The 15,696-nt window shown below is 62.2% G+C and carries 13 protein-coding genes; all 13 read left to right on the top strand.

The window, feature by feature from the left end:
- Positions 1 to 8: 8 nt before the first annotated feature.
- Complete coding sequence (locus tag BFP92_RS07655) at positions 9 to 1,067, top strand: FecCD family ABC transporter permease (protein WP_065928998.1); 1,059 nt, start codon at positions 9 to 11, stop codon at positions 1,065 to 1,067.
- Positions 1,064 to 1,849, top strand: a complete 786-nt coding sequence (locus BFP92_RS07650; protein ID WP_065928997.1) for an ABC transporter ATP-binding protein — start codon at positions 1,064 to 1,066, stop codon at positions 1,847 to 1,849. Before BFP92_RS07655 ends, BFP92_RS07650 begins: the two co-directional genes overlap by 4 nt.
- Before the next feature lie 93 nt (positions 1,850 to 1,942).
- Positions 1,943 to 2,587: a glutathione binding-like protein gene (locus tag BFP92_RS07645; RefSeq protein WP_065928996.1), complete on the top strand. Its 645-nt coding sequence runs from the start codon at positions 1,943 to 1,945 to the stop codon at positions 2,585 to 2,587.
- A gap of 193 nt (positions 2,588 to 2,780) precedes the next feature.
- The gene (locus tag BFP92_RS07640) at positions 2,781 to 5,222 is read left to right on the top strand and encodes a penicillin acylase family protein (RefSeq protein WP_065928995.1); all 2,442 of its coding nucleotides are present in this window, start codon (positions 2,781 to 2,783) and stop codon (positions 5,220 to 5,222) included.
- A gap of 236 nt (positions 5,223 to 5,458) precedes the next feature.
- Positions 5,459 to 6,463 carry a ligase-associated DNA damage response exonuclease gene (locus BFP92_RS07635; RefSeq protein ID WP_065928994.1) on the top strand — a complete coding sequence of 335 codons (1,005 nt, stop codon included), beginning with the start codon at positions 5,459 to 5,461 and terminating at the stop codon, positions 6,461 to 6,463.
- Complete coding sequence (locus tag BFP92_RS07630) at positions 6,460 to 8,094, top strand: ATP-dependent DNA ligase (protein ID WP_065928993.1); 1,635 nt, start codon at positions 6,460 to 6,462, stop codon at positions 8,092 to 8,094. The genes BFP92_RS07635 and BFP92_RS07630 overlap by 4 nt, the downstream gene beginning before the upstream one ends.
- Positions 8,095 to 8,323: 229 nt before the next feature.
- Positions 8,324 to 9,103 carry a transporter substrate-binding domain-containing protein gene (locus BFP92_RS07625; RefSeq protein WP_017137173.1) on the top strand — a complete coding sequence of 260 codons (780 nt, stop codon included), beginning with the start codon at positions 8,324 to 8,326 and terminating at the stop codon, positions 9,101 to 9,103.
- 60 nt (positions 9,104 to 9,163) lie between these two features.
- Positions 9,164 to 9,892: an ABC transporter permease gene (locus BFP92_RS07620; RefSeq protein WP_017137172.1), complete on the top strand. Its 729-nt coding sequence runs from the start codon at positions 9,164 to 9,166 to the stop codon at positions 9,890 to 9,892.
- Complete coding sequence (locus tag BFP92_RS07615; RefSeq protein ID WP_017137171.1) at positions 9,889 to 10,599, top strand: ABC transporter permease; 711 nt, start codon at positions 9,889 to 9,891, stop codon at positions 10,597 to 10,599. Before BFP92_RS07620 ends, BFP92_RS07615 begins: the two co-directional genes overlap by 4 nt.
- Before the next feature lie 9 nt (positions 10,600 to 10,608).
- On the top strand, positions 10,609 to 11,727 hold the full coding sequence (locus BFP92_RS07610) for a succinylglutamate desuccinylase/aspartoacylase family protein (RefSeq protein WP_065928992.1): 1,119 nt from the start codon (positions 10,609 to 10,611) through the stop codon (positions 11,725 to 11,727).
- 13 nt (positions 11,728 to 11,740) lie between these two features.
- Entirely contained in the window at positions 11,741 to 12,505 is a 765-nt protein-coding gene (locus BFP92_RS07605; protein WP_017137170.1) for an ABC transporter ATP-binding protein, read from the top strand.
- 57 nt (positions 12,506 to 12,562) lie between these two features.
- Positions 12,563 to 15,043, top strand: coding sequence for a ligase-associated DNA damage response DEXH box helicase (locus tag BFP92_RS07600; protein ID WP_065928991.1), 2,481 nt, complete (start codon positions 12,563 to 12,565; stop codon positions 15,041 to 15,043).
- The gene (pdeM, locus tag BFP92_RS07595) at positions 15,043 to 15,693 is read left to right on the top strand and encodes a ligase-associated DNA damage response endonuclease PdeM (RefSeq protein ID WP_065928990.1); all 651 of its coding nucleotides are present in this window, start codon (positions 15,043 to 15,045) and stop codon (positions 15,691 to 15,693) included. The genes BFP92_RS07600 and pdeM overlap by 1 nt, the downstream gene beginning before the upstream one ends.
- The last annotated feature ends 3 nt before the right edge of the window (positions 15,694 to 15,696 follow it).

Here is a 15,696-nt window from a genome sequence, read left to right as displayed (position 1 = left end):
TGAGCCCCATGACCACTCAAACCCTCGACCTTGCCAGCGCCACTCACGGCTATCGCCGCTTGCTGGCCCGGCGTGCCTGGCTGCTGGCGCTGCTCGGCATCGCGCTGGTCTGCGCCATTTTAGTCGACCTGGCCAGCGGCCCGTCGGGCATGGGCCTGCCGGCGTTGCTCGACGGCGTCCTGCATCCGTCGCACCTGAGCGCCACCGACCAGGTGATCATCTGGAACGTGCGCCTGCCCTACGCGCTGACGGCGGTGCTGGTGGGTTGCGCGCTGTCGCTGGCCGGGGCCGAGATGCAGGCGATCCTCAATAACCCGCTGGCCAGCCCGTTTACGTTGGGCGTGTCGTCGGCGGCGGCCTTGGGCGCTTCGTTGGTCATCGTGTTTCCGGTGACCACGCTGTGGGTGTCGGCCAACACCGCGATTTCCATCTCGGCGTTTATCTTTGCCGCCGCCTCGGTGTTTTTGCTGCAAGCCATGTCACGCCTGCGCGGTGCGGGGGTGGAAAGTTTGGTGTTGTTCGGCATCGCGCTGGTGTTCAGTTGCAACGCCGTGGTGGCCTTGCTGCAACTGGTGGCCACCGAAGACGTGTTGCAACAGTTGGTGTTCTGGACCTTGGGCAGCGTGACCCGCGCCAACTGGGACAAGCTCGGCATCCTCGCCTTTGTGGTTGCCGTGGTGCTGCCGTTTTCCTTCGCCGCCGCGCCGCGCCTGACCCTGCTGCGTATGGGCGAAGACCGCGCACAAAGCTTTGGCGTGGACGTGAAGCGCCTGCGATTTTTCTCGTTGCTGCGTATCAGCCTGCTGTCAGCCACCGCCGTGGCGTTTGTAGGCACCATCGGTTTTATCGGCCTGGTGGGGCCGCATATCGCGCGGATTCTCGTGGGTGAAGACCAACGTTTCCTGCTGCCCGCCAGTGCGTTGACCGGCGCCTTGCTGCTGGCGCTGTCGTCGATTGCCAGCAAACTGATCATGCCCGGCGTGATTGTGCCGGTGGGCATTGTCACCGCCCTGGTGGGCGTACCGATTTTTGTGGTGTTGGTGTTCAAGCGCGGGAGGCAGTTATGAGTGCGGGGTTATCGGTACACAACGCCACGGTCAGCTACGGGCGTCGGCAGATTGTGCATGAGCTGAGCTTGCCGACCCTGCCCCACGGCAGCCTCACCGCCTTGATCGGCCCTAATGGCGCGGGTAAATCCACGCTGCTGCGGGCCATTGCCGGGCTGGAAAAGATGCAAGGCGTGGTCAGGCTGGGTGACCTCGACCTGTCAGCCATGTCGGTGGCCGAGCGTGCGCGCCGCGTGACGTACATGCCACAAAACCTGCCGCCGGGCCTGAGCCTCAGTGTGATGGAAAGCGTGATCGCCGCGCTCCGCGTGGCCAATGTGGACGGCATTCCATTGTCCAGCGAGGCCTGTCTGCGCGAAGCCTTCGAAGCGTTGCAGCGTATCGGCATCGCGCATTTGGCCGATCAACTGTTAAGCACCTTGTCTGGCGGCCAGCGCCAATTGGTCAGCCTCGCGCAGCTGATTGCGCGGCGCCCGCAAGTGATGTTGCTCGACGAACCCACCAGCGCGCTCGACCTCAATTACCAATTAAAAGTCATGGACTGCGTGCGCGCGCTGGTGCGCGAACACAACTTGATCGCCGTGGTGGTGCTGCACGACATCAACCTGGCTGCACGCTTCGCCGACCATATTGCCGTGCTGCGCCAGGGCCGGTTGTACGCCAGCGGCGTGGCGGAGGAGGTGCTCGACCCGGCATTGTTTGCGCAGGTCTATGGCGTACAGGTGCGCATTGAGCGCTGCTCGCAGCAGTCATTACAGGTGTTGGTCGATGGGGCGGTGTGATGGGCTTCTAAGGTTAGACGTAAATGTTTGATTGAATTATTGCCCTGCAATCATCACCTATAGAGACAGGCATTCGCTCATTTGGAGAGCTTCATGATCGACCTGTACTACTGGACCACCCCCAACGGTCACAAAGTCTCGCTGTTCCTGGAAGAAGCCGGCCTGCCCTACACGGTGCACCCGATCAACATCGGCCAGGGCGAGCAGTTCAAGCCGGACTTCCTGAAGATCGCTCCCAACAACCGCATCCCGGCCATCGTCGATCACAGCCCGACCGACGGCGGCGCGCCGATTTCACTGTTCGAATCCGGCGCGATCTTGCTGTACCTCGCGGAAAAAACCGGCCAATTCATCCCCAAGGACCTGCGCGGCCGCCAGGAAGCGCTGCAATGGCTGTTCTGGCAAATGGGCGGGCTGGGGCCGATGGCGGGTCAGAATCATCATTTCAGCCAGTTCGCACCGGAGAAAATTCCCTACGCCATTAAACGTTATGTGGATGAAACCGCCCGTCTGTATGGCGTGCTGGACCGCCGTTTGGCCGACCGAGCGTTCGTGGCGGGTGAGGACTACAGTATCGCCGACATGGCGATCTACCCCTGGATTGTTTCCCACAAGTGGCAGAGCCAGCGTCTGGAGGATTTCCCCCACGTGCAGCGCTGGTTCAACCGCATCAAGGAACGCCCAGCGACGGTTCGGGCCTACGAGCTGGTGCAGCAAGTGAACCCGCCAAAGTCCTGATTAGCCGAGGATCGTTCCCACGCTCCGCGTGGGAATGCCGCCCCGGACGCTCCGCGTCCCCCCAAAAAAGCGTGACGCCGAGCGTCACAAAATGCATTCCCACGCAGAGCGTGGGAACGATCCTGCTTGCGTCGTTTCGCCGCGCTCACTAACGTAGCGCCTTTAATGACGCTACCCCCGCAGGAGCTTTGCCATGGCCTCGCCAGCCCTCTCACATTTTATCCCCCGGTTCGGCGTTGCCGCGGCAGTGGCCAGCGCTTTAAGCCTGGCCGGTTGCCAGCTCCAGAGCACCCAGGACACCCTGCCGCCGGTGGCCGGTGTGCAACCGATCAAAGGCCTGGCACAGAATGTGTCAGTGCGCCGCAATGCCCAAGGCATGCCGTTGATCGAAAGCAACACCTTCCATGACGCGCTGTTCAGCCTCGGTTATGTACACGCCAGCGACCGCATCACGCAGATGGTCACTTTGCGCCTGCTGGCTCAAGGCCGCCTGGCGGAGATGTCCGGGCCGCAGGTGCTGGATGTCGACCGTTTCATGCGCGCGGTCAACCTGAAAAAAAGCGCCGGTGAGCTGTATAACGCTTCGTCGCCGCGCCTCAAGCGCTTCTTTGAAGTGTATGCCCGTGGCGTCAACGCCTACCTGTTCCGCTACCGCGACAAGCTGCCGCCGGACCTGGCCCAGACCGGCTACAAACCCGAGTACTGGAAGCCGGAAGATTCGGCACTGTTGTTCTGCCTGCTGAACTTCAGCGAGTCGAGCAACCTGCAGGAAGAACTCTCGTCGCTGGTGCTGGCGCAGAAAGTCGGCGCCGACAAGCTCGCCTGGCTCACGCCGAGTGCGCCGGACGAGCCAATCCCGATGGACGAAGCCGACAAGCTCAAGGGCGTGAACCTCAGCCAGGTCACCGGCCTTGCCGGGCTTGAAAGCGTCGGCCAACAGTTGAACAGCCTTAACGCACTGGCCGTCACCACCTCCAACAACTGGGCCATCGGCCCGCAACGCAGCCGCAGTGGCAAAAGTCTGTTGGCCAGCGACCTGGCGGCCCAGCCACAAGCGCCGTCGCCGTGGAACTACGTGCAGATCCGTGCCCCGAAATACCAGGCGGTCGGCGTCTCGATTGCCGGTTTGCCGACCCTGCTGTCCGGCTTCAACGGCAAAGTGGCGTGGAGCATGAGCGCGGTCAAAGGCGACACCCAGGACCTGTTCCTGGAGAAGGTCAAACGCCAAGGCAGCGCGTTGTACTACGAGAACAACGGCAAATGGCTACCGGCCATCGTGCGCAACGAAACCTACTTCGCCAAGGGCCAGCGGCCGATTCGCGAAGTGGTGTACGAAACCCGCCACGGCGCCCTGCTCAACAGCAGCCAGGCACTCACCACCGGGTTCGGCCTGGCCCTGCAAACCGCTGACCTCAAGGACGACAAGAGCCTGGACGCATTCTTCGACCTGTCCCGTGCCCAAAGCGCCGGCAAGGCCTCGGACGCGACCCGGGAAATCCGCGCCATCGCCCTCAACATGATGTTTGCCGACGCGAGCAGCATTGGCTGGCAAGTCACCGGCCGCTTCCCCAACCGCCGCGAAGGCCAGGGCCTGCTGCCCTCGCCGGGCTGGGACGCGCGCTTTGACTGGGACGGCTACGCCGACGCGATGCTGCACCCTTACGATCAAGACCCGGCCCAAGGCTGGATCGGCACGGCCAACCAGCGCACCGCGCCACGCGGTTATGGCATGCAGTTGTCCAACTCCTGGGACGCCCCGGAGCGCAGCGAGCGCCTGGCGCAACTGGCCAACGCCGGCAAGCATGACAGCCGCAGCATGATCGCCATGCAGTACGACCAGACCACTACGTTTGCCGCCAAGCTCAAGACCATGTTCCAGGCGCCGGGCATGGCCCAGCCGCTGAGACAGGCAATCGATGCGCTGCCGGCAGCCGACGCCGTGAAGGCCCGCGAAGCGCTCAATCGCTTGATGGCCTTTGACGGTCGCCTGGCACCGACCTCCGCCGATGCGGCGATCTATGAGCTGTTCCTGCAGGAAAGCACCAGGCAGATCTTCCTCGACGAACTCGGCCCGGAAACCAGCGCCAGCTGGAAAGCCTTTGTCAGCAACGCCAACCTGTCCTACTCCGCCAACGCCGACCACCTGCTGGGCCGTGAAGACAGCCCCTTCTGGGACGACGTACGCACCGCGCAAAAAGAAGACAAACCGGCGATCCTCGCCCGCAGCCTTGCCGCCGCCATCACCGCTGGCGACAGCCAATTGGGTGGCGATCACAAGGCCTGGCAGTGGGGCAAACTGCACACCACCACCTGGAAAAACACCAATGGCCAGGTGATCCGCGGCCCGTTTGCCAGTGGCGGCGACCACAACACCCTGAACCCGGCGCCCTACAGCTGGGGGCAGGATTTTGTCACCACCCAAGTGCCGGCGCTGCGCATGATCGTCGACTTCAGCCAAATCGAACCGATGATGGGTCAAGGTGGCATCGGCCAATCCGGCAACCCGGCGAGCCCCAATTATGCGAACGGCATCGATGCGTCGCTCAAGGCGCAATACCTGAGCTTCCCGATGCAGCCGCAGAACTTTGACAAGGCGTATGGGAAAACCCGCTTGACCCTCACACCCGGCAAGTAACCCGGTGATCGTTCCCACGCTCTGCGTGGGAATGCATCCTGTGACGCTCCGCGTCACGCCATCAAAATGTGGGAGCTGGCTTGCCTGCGATGAGGCCGTCTCAGTCACTGATCAAGTGGCTGATGCACCGCCATCGCAGGCAAGCCAGCTCCCACATTTGATCGCCTGAATTTAGATAGAACTTCTCCAGTCTCATTCCCCTCATACCTGATAAGCCCATCGCCCCCGGCACGCCCATGGACCTTGTCATCGCCCGCCCCGAAGGCCTCTATTGTGCTGCGGGAGATTTCTACATCGACCCCTGGCGCCCGGTGGACCGCGCCGTCATCACCCACGCCCATGGCGACCACGCCCGCACCGGCAACCAGCATTACCTGGCCGCCGCTCCAGGCGAAGGTATCCTGCGCTCGCGACTGGGCCAGGACATCAACCTGCAAACCCTGGCCTACGGCGAAAAGCTCATTCACCACGGCGTCACCCTGAGTTTCCACCCCGCCGGGCACGTGCTCGGCTCTGCCCAGGTGCGCCTGGAATACCAGGGCGAAGTCTGGGTCGCCTCCGGCGACTACAAAGTCGAACCCGACGGCACCTGTGCGCCCTTTGAGCCGGTGCGTTGCCACACCTTCATCACCGAATCCACCTTCGGCCTGCCGATTTACCGCTGGCAGCCCCAGGCGCAGATTTTTGCCGGCATCAATGACTGGTGGCAGGCCAATATCGCGGTCGGCAAGGCCAGCGTGTTGTTCTGTTATTCCTTTGGCAAAGCCCAGCGCATCCTGCATGGCATCGACGCCAGCATCGGCCCGATCCTCAGCCATGGCGCGGTGGAGCCGCTGAACCGCGTGTACCGCGAGGCCGGCATCTATATCCCTGAAACCCTGTATGCCGGTGACTTCAAAAAGACCGACCCATTGCTGCGCCAGGCACTGATCATCGCCCCGCCGTCTGCCGGTGGCAGCAGTTGGATCAAGCGCTTCGGCGACTACAGCGACGCTTTCGCCAGCGGCTGGATGCGCCTGCGTGGCACGCGACGGCGGCGCGGTGTGGACCGAGGCTTTGTGCTCTCGGACCACGCCGATTGGCCTGGATTGCTGTGGGCCATCGAACAGACCGGCGCCGAACGGGTGATGGTCACCCATGGCTCTGTCGGCGTATTGGTGCGCCACTTGCGGGAAAAAGGCCTGGATGCCCAGGGTTTCACCACCGAATACGGCGATGACGAAGAAGAGGCCACGGCATGAAAGCCTTCGCCGAGCTGTACGCCAACCTCGACGCCACCACCTCCAGCAACGCCAAGCTGGCCGCACTGCAAGCCTACTTCCGCCAGGCGCCACCCGAAGATGCGGCCTGGGCCGTGTATTTCCTGTCCGGCGGCCGACCTCGGCAATTGGTGCCGACCCGCTTATTGCGCGACATGGCCACCGCAGCGTCGGGTATCGAGCCGTGGTTATTCGAAGAGAGTTACCAGTCGGTGGGCGATCTGGCCGAGACCATTTCGCTGTTGTTGCCCGAATCCTCCTATACCTCGGAGGACGGATTGGCGGTGTGGCTGGAAGACAAGTTGCTGCCGCTGCGTGGCTTGCCGCCGCTGGAATTAGCCGAACGCCTGCCAGCGTTATGGGCGCAGCTCGATCAGCCGAGCCTGATGGTGTGCATCAAATTGATCACCGGCAGTTTTCGCGTCGGCGTGTCCAAACTGCTGGTCACCCGCGCCCTCGCCGCCATGGCCGACCTGGACAGCAAACGTGTGGCCCAGCGCCTGGTGGGCTACACCGACCTGTCCAACCGGCCTACGGCCGAAGGCTACCTCAAGCTTATCGCCGCCGAATCGTCTGACGAACATGCGCAACGCGGCGGGCAGCCGTATCCGTTTTTTCTGGCCCATGGGCTGGCGCAACCGGTGGAGCAATTCGACGCCTTGCTCGGCGCAACCGCCGACTGGCAGGTGGAATGGAAGTGGGATGGCATTCGCGCGCAACTGGTCAAGCGCGAAGGTCGCCTGTGGGTTTGGTCGCGCGGTGAGGAGTTGGTCACCGAGCGCTTCCCCGAACTGCACAGCCTGGTCAGCGGCCTGCCGGATGGCACGGTGATCGATGGCGAAATTGTGGTGTGGAAGGACGCGGTGCAACCCTTCGCCCTGCTGCAACAGCGCATTGGCCGTAAAACCCTGAGCAAGAAAGTCCTGGAGGATGCGCCGGTGGCTGTCCTCGCCTACGACTTGCTGGAATATCAGGGCGACGACTGGCGCAACCACACCCAGGCCGAGCGCCGCGCCCAGCTTGAGCAAGTGATTGCGCAGTGCAACCAGCCCGTGCTGTTGCCATCGCCCTTGCTGACGGGCGCGAGCTGGAAGGACCTGGCAGAACAACGCGAAGACTCTCGCCGCCTCGGCGTGGAAGGCATGATGCTAAAAGCCCGCGATGGCCTGTACGGCGTGGGCCGCACCAAGGACATGGGCGTGTGGTGGAAATGGAAGGTCGACCCGTTCAGCGTCGACGCCGTATTGATCTACGCCCAGCGCGGCCATGGCCGACGCGCCAGTTTGTACAGCGATTACACCTTTGCGGTGTGGGACGGCCCACCCGGCACTGAGCGCACGCTGGTGCCCTTCGCCAAGGCGTATTCAGGGCTGACGGACGAAGAAATGCGCAAGGTCGACGCCATTGTGCGCAAGACCACGGTGGAGAAATTCGGCCCGGTCAGCAGCGTAACGCCGAGCATGGTGTTTGAGCTGGGGTTTGAGGGGATTGCCTTGTCCAAACGCCACAAGAGCGGGATTGCGGTGCGGTTTCCCAGGATGTTGCGGTGGCGGCAGGATAAGGCAGTGGAAGAAGCCGACAACCTCGGGACCTTGCAGGATTTGTTGACCTGACATAAATCCCCCTCCCACATTTTGATTTCCATTTGTTTCAGAATGGTGCACTGATTTTTCCATGCCCATTTTCGGGCATCTCCTACACTCACATCTCCCTTATCCCACCTTTTAAAACAATCATTCGGAACTATGGTGCAGAAATTGCTACTTGTGATCCGTCTGACACCGTTCAGTAACAGTCCTAACCGCGCCACAAGCGCTTATCTTGGTTTCCAGGGATTACATAATGAAAAAAGCATTGCTGACCCTTTCTGCACTGGCTCTGTGCATGGCTGCTGGTACCGCGCTGGCCAAGGAATACAAGGAATTGCGTTTTGGTGTCGATCCTTCCTACGCGCCATTCGAGTCCAAGGCCGCCGACGGCAGCCTGGTAGGCTTCGATATCGACCTGGGCAATGCGATCTGCGCCGAGCTGAAAGTGAAGTGCAAGTGGGTTGAAAGCGACTTCGACGGCATGATTCCAGGCCTGAACGCCAACAAGTTCGACGGCGTGATTTCCTCGATGACCGTGACTGAAGCCCGTGAAAAGGCGATCGATTTCTCCAGCGAGCTGTTCTCCGGCCCGACGTCCCTGGTGTTCAAAAAGGGCGCGAACTTCTCCACGCCTGAGTCCCTCAAGGGTAAATCCGTGGGCTACGAGCAAGGCACCATCCAGGAAGCCTACGCCAAGGCCGTGCTGGACAAGGCCGGTGTGACCACCAAGGCCTACGCCAACCAGGACCAGGTTTACGCCGACCTGACTTCGGGCCGCCTGGACGCTTCCGTGCAGGACATGCTGCAGGCCGAACTGGGCTTTTTGAAGTCGCCGGCCGGCGCTGACTACGAAGTCAGCAAGGCCATCGACGACCCACTGCTGCCATCGAAAACTGCGGTCGGTATCAAAAAAGGTAACAAAGACCTCAAGGCTCTGCTCGATAAAGGTATCAAAGCGTTACACGATGATGGCACCTACGCCACCATCCAGAAGAAACACTTCGGCGACCTGAACCTCTACAGCGGTAAATAACACCCGGGCGCCCACCGGTTTGCGGTGGGCGCTTTTTTATCGCCATTAGGTCCTGAATTCATGTTTGAAGATCTTTTGCAAACCCTGGGGCTGGGTGCCTTCAGCTTGAAGGGGTTCGGCCCGCTGTTGCTGCAAGGTACGTGGATGACCGTGAAACTGTCGGTCGCCTCCCTGGCCGTCAGCGTCCTGCTGGGCCTGCTCGGCGCCAGCGCCAAACTGTCCAGCGTCAGCCTGATACGCATCCCTGCCCAGCTCTACACCACCTTGATTCGCGGTGTGCCCGACCTGGTGCTGATGCTGCTGATTTTTTACAGCCTGCAAATCTGGCTGACCGGCTTTACCGACTTTATGGAATGGGACTACATCGAAATCGACCCATTCAGCGCCGGGGTCATCACCCTGGGCTTCATCTATGGCGCCTATTTCACCGAGACCTTTCGCGGCGCGATCCTCGCCGTGCCCCGTGGCCAACTGGAAGCGGCGACCGCCTACGGGCTCACGCGCGGGCAGCGGTTTCGCTTCGTGACCTTCCCGCAGATGATGCGCTTTGCCTTGCCGGGCATCGGCAACAACTGGATGGTGATGCTCAAGGCCACCGCGCTGGTGTCGATCATCGGCCTGGCGGACTTGGTCAAGGCCGCGCAGGATGCTGGCAAGAGTACTTATCAGCTGTTCTATTTTCTGGTCATCGCTGCGCTGATCTACCTGCTGATCACCAGTGCATCCAACGTCGTCCTGCGCTGGCTTGAGCGCCGCTACTCCGCTGGGTCCCGGGAGGCCGTGCGATGATCGAACTTATCCAGCAATACTGGCGGCCGTTCCTTTATAGCGACGGCCAGCACATCACCGGGCTGGCGATGACCATGTGGCTGCTCAGCGCGGCGCTGGTGATCGGCTTTCTGGTCTCGATCCCACTGTCCATCGCCCGCGTCTCGCGCAAACGCTCCATACGCTGGCCGGTGCAGTTCTACACCTACCTGTTTCGTGGCACGCCGCTGTATATCCAACTGCTGATTTGCTACACCGGCATCTACAGCATCGCCGCCGTACGCGCGCAGCCGGTACTGGATGCGTTCTTTCGCGATGCAATGAACTGCACCATCCTGGCTTTCGCCCTCAACACGTGCGCGTACACCACGGAGATTTTCGCCGGGGCGATCCGCAGCATGGCCCACGGCGAAGTCGAAGCGGCCAAGGCTTACGGCCTGAGTGGTTGGAAGCTGTATGCCTACGTGATCATGCCCTCGGCGCTGCGTCGCTCGCTGCCCTACTACAGCAACGAAGTGATCCTGATGCTGCACTCGACCACCGTGGCTTTTACTGCGACGGTGCCGGACATTCTCAAGGTAGCGCGGGATGCCAACTCGGCCACTTACATGACCTTTCAATCATTCGGCATCGCCGCGCTGATCTACCTGACCGTGACCTTCGCGCTGGTCGGGTTGTTTCGTCTGGCGGAGCGCCGTTGGCTGGCCTTTCTCGGGCCGAGCCATTAAGGAGTCGCGATGCGTCATCAGGTACATGATCTGATCGCGCCGGTGCCCGGCACTGCGCGGCAGGTTCACAGTTTCCACTTCGGCCCGGAACAGGCTGAGGGCAAGGTTTACATCCAGTCATCACTGCATGCCGATGAGCTGCCGGGCATGCTGGTGGCCTGGCACCTGAAGCTGCGTCTGGCGGAGCTGGCAGCGGCCGGGCGCCTGCGCAGCGAGATCGTGCTGGTGCCCGTCGCCAACCCGGTGGGGCTTGAGCAGGTGTTGATGGACATTCCATTGGGCCGCTACGAGCTGGAAAGCGGGCAGAACTTCAATCGCCTGTTTGTCGATCTCAGTGAGGCAGTCGGCAATCAGGTCGAAGACCTGCTGGGCGACGACCCCACGCACAACGTCGAGCTTATTCGCGACGCCCTGAGCCTGGCCCTTGCGGCGCAAACGCCCGCGACCCAGCTGCAATCCCAGCGCCTGGTGCTGCAACGCCTGGCCTGTGACGCCGACATGGTGCTGGACCTGCATTGCGACTTTGAGGCCGTGGCACACCTGTACACCACGCCCGAGGCGTGGCCGCAGGTGGAGCCGCTGGCGCGCTATATCGGCTCGGAGGCCAACTTGCTGGCGACCGACTCCGGCGGGCAGTCGTTCGACGAGTGCTTCACGCTGGTGTGGTGGCAGTTGCAGCAACGCTTCGGCGAGCGCTTCCCGATCCCGATGGGCAGCTTTTCGGTGACCGTCGAACTGCGCGGCCAGGGCGACGTCAACCACGGCCTGGCGGCGCTGGATTGCCAGGCGATCATCGATTACCTGATTCACTTCGGTGCAATCGAAGGCGATGCAGCCCCCCTGCCCGAGCTGCCTTACCCGGCCACGCCACTGGCGGGCGTCGAACCGGTGGCCACGCCGGTCGGCGGCTTGCTGGTGTTCTGCGCCCTGCCCGGTGAATACGTGGAAGCCGGGCAACTGCTCGCCGAAATCATCGACCCCATTACTGACCGCGTAACGCCTGTGCACTGCCAACATGCCGGCCTGCTTTACGCCCGTTCGCTGCGGCGCATGGCCACTGCCGGCATGGTGATCAGCCATGTTGCCGGCACGCAGGCCTATCGCAGCGGCTACCTACTTTCGCCTTGAGGATGCACGCCCCATGTACAAATTGACCGTTGAAGGCCTGCATAAAAGCTATGGCGACAATGAAGTGCTCAAAGGTGTTTCGCTCAAGGCCAACACCGGTGACGTGATCAGCCTGATCGGCGCCAGTGGTTCGGGCAAAAGTACCTTTTTGCGCTGCATCAACTTTCTGGAAACGCCCAACGACGGCGCCATGACCCTTGATGGTCAGCAGATCCGCATGGTCAGCGACCGCCACGGCATGCGCGTGGCCGACGACGCCGAACTGCAACGCCTGCGTACGCGGCTGGCGATGGTGTTCCAGCATTTCAACCTGTGGAGCCATATGAGCGTGCTGGAAAACATCACCATGGCGCCGCGCCGGGTACTGGGTTGCAGCAAGAAGGACGCCGAAGACCGTGCCCGTCGCTATCTCGATAAGGTCGGGCTGCCGGCACGCGTGGCCGATCAATACCCGGCGTTTCTCTCTGGTGGCCAACAGCAACGGGTGGCCATCGCCCGCGCCCTGGCCATGGAGCCGGAGGTAATGCTGTTTGACGAACCCACCTCGGCCCTCGACCCGGAACTGGTCGGCGAGGTGTTGAAGGTGATCCAGGGCCTGGCCGAGGAAGGCCGCACCATGATCATGGTCACCCACGAGATGAGCTTTGCGCGCAAGGTGTCGAACCAGGTGCTGTTCCTGCACAAGGGTCTGGTGGAAGAGCAAGGCACGCCCGAAGATGTGTTGGGCAATCCCAAGAGCGAGCGCCTGCAGCAATTTCTGAGCGGTAACTTGAAGTAAACCTTTGCCACGCCTGGAGGGTCTCTGACATAGAGCCTCCAGAGCGTCAGCCGCCGAATGGCAAAACCCCTCGACTTCGCCAAAAAATGGTTTGCCGCCAAGGGCTGGAAGCCGTTCGCCTTTCAAAAAGCGGTGTGGGCGGCCGTTAAAGAAGGCCAGTCAGGCCTGCTGCACGCCAGCACCGGCGCGGGCAAAACCTATGCGCTGTGGTTTGCCGCCCTTAACCGCTTCGCCGTCACTCGCCCGCCCGCTACTGGTAAACGCAAAATACCCGCCGAGCCGCTGACGGTGTTGTGGATCACACCTATGCGCGCCTTGGCCGCCGACACGGCACGCGCCCTGGAGGCGCCACTGGCGGCACTGGAGATTCCCTGGAGCGTCGGCCTGCGCACGGGGGATACCAGCAGCAGCGAACGCGCACGCCAGACCCGCCGCCAGCCCACCGCGCTGGTGACCACACCGGAAAGCCTGACACTGATGCTTGCGCGTGCCGACAGTGAGACGAGCCTTACGCACCTGCGCATGGTGATCGTGGATGAGTGGCACGAACTGATCGGCAATAAGCGTGGCGTGCAGTTGCAATTGGCGTTGGCGCGCTTGCGGCGTTGGCATCCGGATTTGATGGTGTGGGGGATTTCCGCGACGTTGGGCAACCAGTCCCACGCCCTTGAGGTTCTGGTCCCGCAAGGCGGCGCAATTAATGTGCAGGGGCAGACGGCTAAAGAACTGAAGGTCGACACCTTGTTGCCGCCCACTGTCGAGCGTTTTCCCTGGGCCGGGCATATCGGCTTGAAGATGCTCCCGCAGGTGGTGGCCGAAGTGGAGGCCAGCAGCAGTTGCCTGGTGTTTACCAATACGCGCGCGCAGTCGGAGATCTGGTACCAGGCGTTGCTGGAGGCGCGCCCGGATTGGGCGGGTTTGATTGCCCTGCACCATGGCTCGCTGTCGCGTGAAACCCGCGACTGGGTGGAGCGCGCCCTGAAAGACGGCCAGCTCAAAGCGGTGGTGTGTACCTCGAGCCTGGACCTGGGCGTGGATTTCCTGCCGGTGGAGCGCGTGCTGCAAATCGGCTCGGCCAAAGGCGTGGCGCGCCTGATGCAACGCGCCGGGCGCTCCGGCCATGCGCCAGGCAGGCCATCACGGGTGACGTTGGTGCCGACCCATAGCCTGGAACTGGTGGAAGCCGCCGCTGCCCAGGATGCGATAGCGCAGCGGCGCATCGAAGCTCGCGAATCGCCCTACAAGCCTTTGGATGTACTCGTACAACACTTGGTGAGCATGGCCCTGGGCGGTGGTTTTACCCCGGATGCACTGTTGACGGAGGTGCGTGGTGCCTGGGCTTATCGTGACCTTACTGACGCCGACTGGGCCTGGGCGCTGGGGTTTGTGCGCCATGGCGGCCTGTCGTTGACGGCCTATCCGGATTACCGCCGTGTGGAGCCCGATGAGCATGGCGTGTGGCGCGTGCCGGATGCACGCCTGGCGCGACGCCATCGCATGAGCGTGGGCACGATCGTCAGCGATGCGAGTATCCAGCTGAAATTCTGGAGCAAGGGCGGCGGCGGCAAGAATCTGGGCAGTGTCGAAGAAGGCTTTATCGCCCGGCTCAAGCCTGGCGACGGTTTTTTGTTTGCAGGGCGTTTGCTGGAGTTGGTGCGCGTGGAAAACATGACGGCGTATGTACGCCGCAGCACCGCGAAAAAGGCTGCCGTGCCGCGCTGGAATGGCGGGCGCATGCCGCTATCCAATGAATTGGCGCAAGCGGTGGTCGAGCGCTTTGATGCAGCCGCCCACGGTCACTTTGACGGCCCTGAGATGCGCGCGGTGCAACCTCTGCTACAAACCCAGTTGCGCTGGTCAGGTCTGCCGACACGTGCGCGCTTGCTGGCGGAAGCCCTGAAGTCGCGGGAGGGCTGGCACCTGTTTCTCTACCCGTTCGCCGGGCGCCAGGTGCATCTGGGGCTGGCGAGCCTGCTGGCGTGGCGGGTCAGCCAAGGCCAGCCGGTGACCTTTTCGATTGCGGTGAATGATTACGGGCTGGAACTGTTGAGTGCCACCCCGGTGGACTGGCCGGTGTTGTTGAACGAAGCGCTGCTGAGCCCGGCTAACCTGCTGGTGGATGTAGCCGCCAGCTTGAACGCCGGGGAACTGGCGCTGCGCCGCTTCCGCGAAATCGCCCGCATCGCCGGGCTGGTGTTTGCCGGTTACCCCGGTGCGCCGAAAAGCACGCGGCAGGTGCAAGCTTCCAGCGGCTTGTTCTTCGAGGTGTTCAAACAATATGACCCAGAGAACCTTTTACTGACCCAGGCCGGGGAAGAAGTCCTGCGTGATGAGTTGGATATTCGTCGGCTCGAAGAGACACTCAGCCATCTGTCGGCACTGAAACTCGACCTGCATGTAATCGAACGGCCGACGCCGCTGGCTTTTCCCCTGCTGGTGGAACGAATGCGCGAGAGCATGAGTTCGGAGAAGCTGTCCGAGCGCATTGCACGTATGGTCAAGGACCTGGAAAAAGTCGCGGATAACGGGAAACGCTGATGCATTTTTCGCTGACGCTTGAAGGCGAGGAACTGTGGCTGCTGGCGGAAAAGGCGATTTACTGGCCCGCCCGCCAGTGCCTGCTGATCGCCGATGCGCATTTTGGCAAGGCCTCGGCGTATCGCAGCCTCGGGCAACCGGTGCCGCAGGGCACCACCACCGAAAACCTGCAGCGCCTGGACCGTCTGTTGTCGGCCCTGCCGTGCACGTGGGTGATCTTTCTCGGCGACTTCCTGCATGGCCCTGGCTCACACGCCAGCGGCACCCTGAGCGCCTTGAGAGCCTGGCGCGCGCGCAATCACGAACTGAACCTGACCTTGATTCGCGGCAATCACGATAAACGCGCTGGCGACCCGCCTGCCGACCTGAGGATTGAAGTGGTGGCCGAGCCGCTGTTGATGGGGCCGTTCGCGCTGCAGCATGAGCCGGATGCCCACCCCAGCCATCATGTGCTGGCCGGGCATGTGCATCCGGTGTACCGGCTGCGCGGCAAAGGCCGCCAGAGTTTGCGACTGCCGTGCTTTCAGATCGGCTCGCGGATCAGCTTGCTGCCGGCGTTCGGAGCTTTTACCGGCGGCTATTCCGTGGAGAAAAGCGATGATCAGCGGTTATTTGTGATCGGCGATCAAGACGTATGGCCGGTGCACTGAAGC

Source organism: Pseudomonas sp. 58 R 3 (assembly GCF_900006605.1).
Taxonomy (GTDB): domain Bacteria; phylum Pseudomonadota; class Gammaproteobacteria; order Pseudomonadales; family Pseudomonadaceae; genus Aquipseudomonas; species Aquipseudomonas salomonii.
This window is presented reverse-complemented; position numbering and strand designations above follow the sequence as displayed.

What these genes read in the sequence shown, in the direction of transcription:
- BFP92_RS07650 (WP_065928997.1), top strand. Translation starts at nt 1,064, where the DNA reads ATGAGTGCGGGGTTATCGGTACACAACGCCACGGTCAGCTACGGGCGT.
- BFP92_RS07620 (WP_017137172.1), top strand. Translation starts at nt 9,164, where the DNA reads ATGTTTGAAGATCTTTTGCAAACCCTGGGGCTGGGTGCCTTCAGCTTG.
- BFP92_RS07600 (WP_065928991.1), top strand. Translation starts at nt 12,563, where the DNA reads ATGGCAAAACCCCTCGACTTCGCCAAAAAATGGTTTGCCGCCAAGGGC.
- BFP92_RS07635 (WP_065928994.1), top strand. Translation starts at nt 5,459, where the DNA reads ATGGACCTTGTCATCGCCCGCCCCGAAGGCCTCTATTGTGCTGCGGGA.
- BFP92_RS07605 (WP_017137170.1), top strand. Translation starts at nt 11,741, where the DNA reads ATGTACAAATTGACCGTTGAAGGCCTGCATAAAAGCTATGGCGACAAT.
- BFP92_RS07655 (WP_065928998.1), top strand. Translation starts at nt 9, where the DNA reads ATGACCACTCAAACCCTCGACCTTGCCAGCGCCACTCACGGCTATCGC.
- BFP92_RS07645 (WP_065928996.1), top strand. Translation starts at nt 1,943, where the DNA reads ATGATCGACCTGTACTACTGGACCACCCCCAACGGTCACAAAGTCTCG.
- BFP92_RS07615 (WP_017137171.1), top strand. Translation starts at nt 9,889, where the DNA reads ATGATCGAACTTATCCAGCAATACTGGCGGCCGTTCCTTTATAGCGAC.
- BFP92_RS07640 (WP_065928995.1), top strand. Translation starts at nt 2,781, where the DNA reads ATGGCCTCGCCAGCCCTCTCACATTTTATCCCCCGGTTCGGCGTTGCC.
- BFP92_RS07630 (WP_065928993.1), top strand. Translation starts at nt 6,460, where the DNA reads ATGAAAGCCTTCGCCGAGCTGTACGCCAACCTCGACGCCACCACCTCC.
- BFP92_RS07625 (WP_017137173.1), top strand. Translation starts at nt 8,324, where the DNA reads ATGAAAAAAGCATTGCTGACCCTTTCTGCACTGGCTCTGTGCATGGCT.
- BFP92_RS07610 (WP_065928992.1), top strand. Translation starts at nt 10,609, where the DNA reads ATGCGTCATCAGGTACATGATCTGATCGCGCCGGTGCCCGGCACTGCG.
- pdeM (WP_065928990.1), top strand. Translation starts at nt 15,043, where the DNA reads ATGCATTTTTCGCTGACGCTTGAAGGCGAGGAACTGTGGCTGCTGGCG.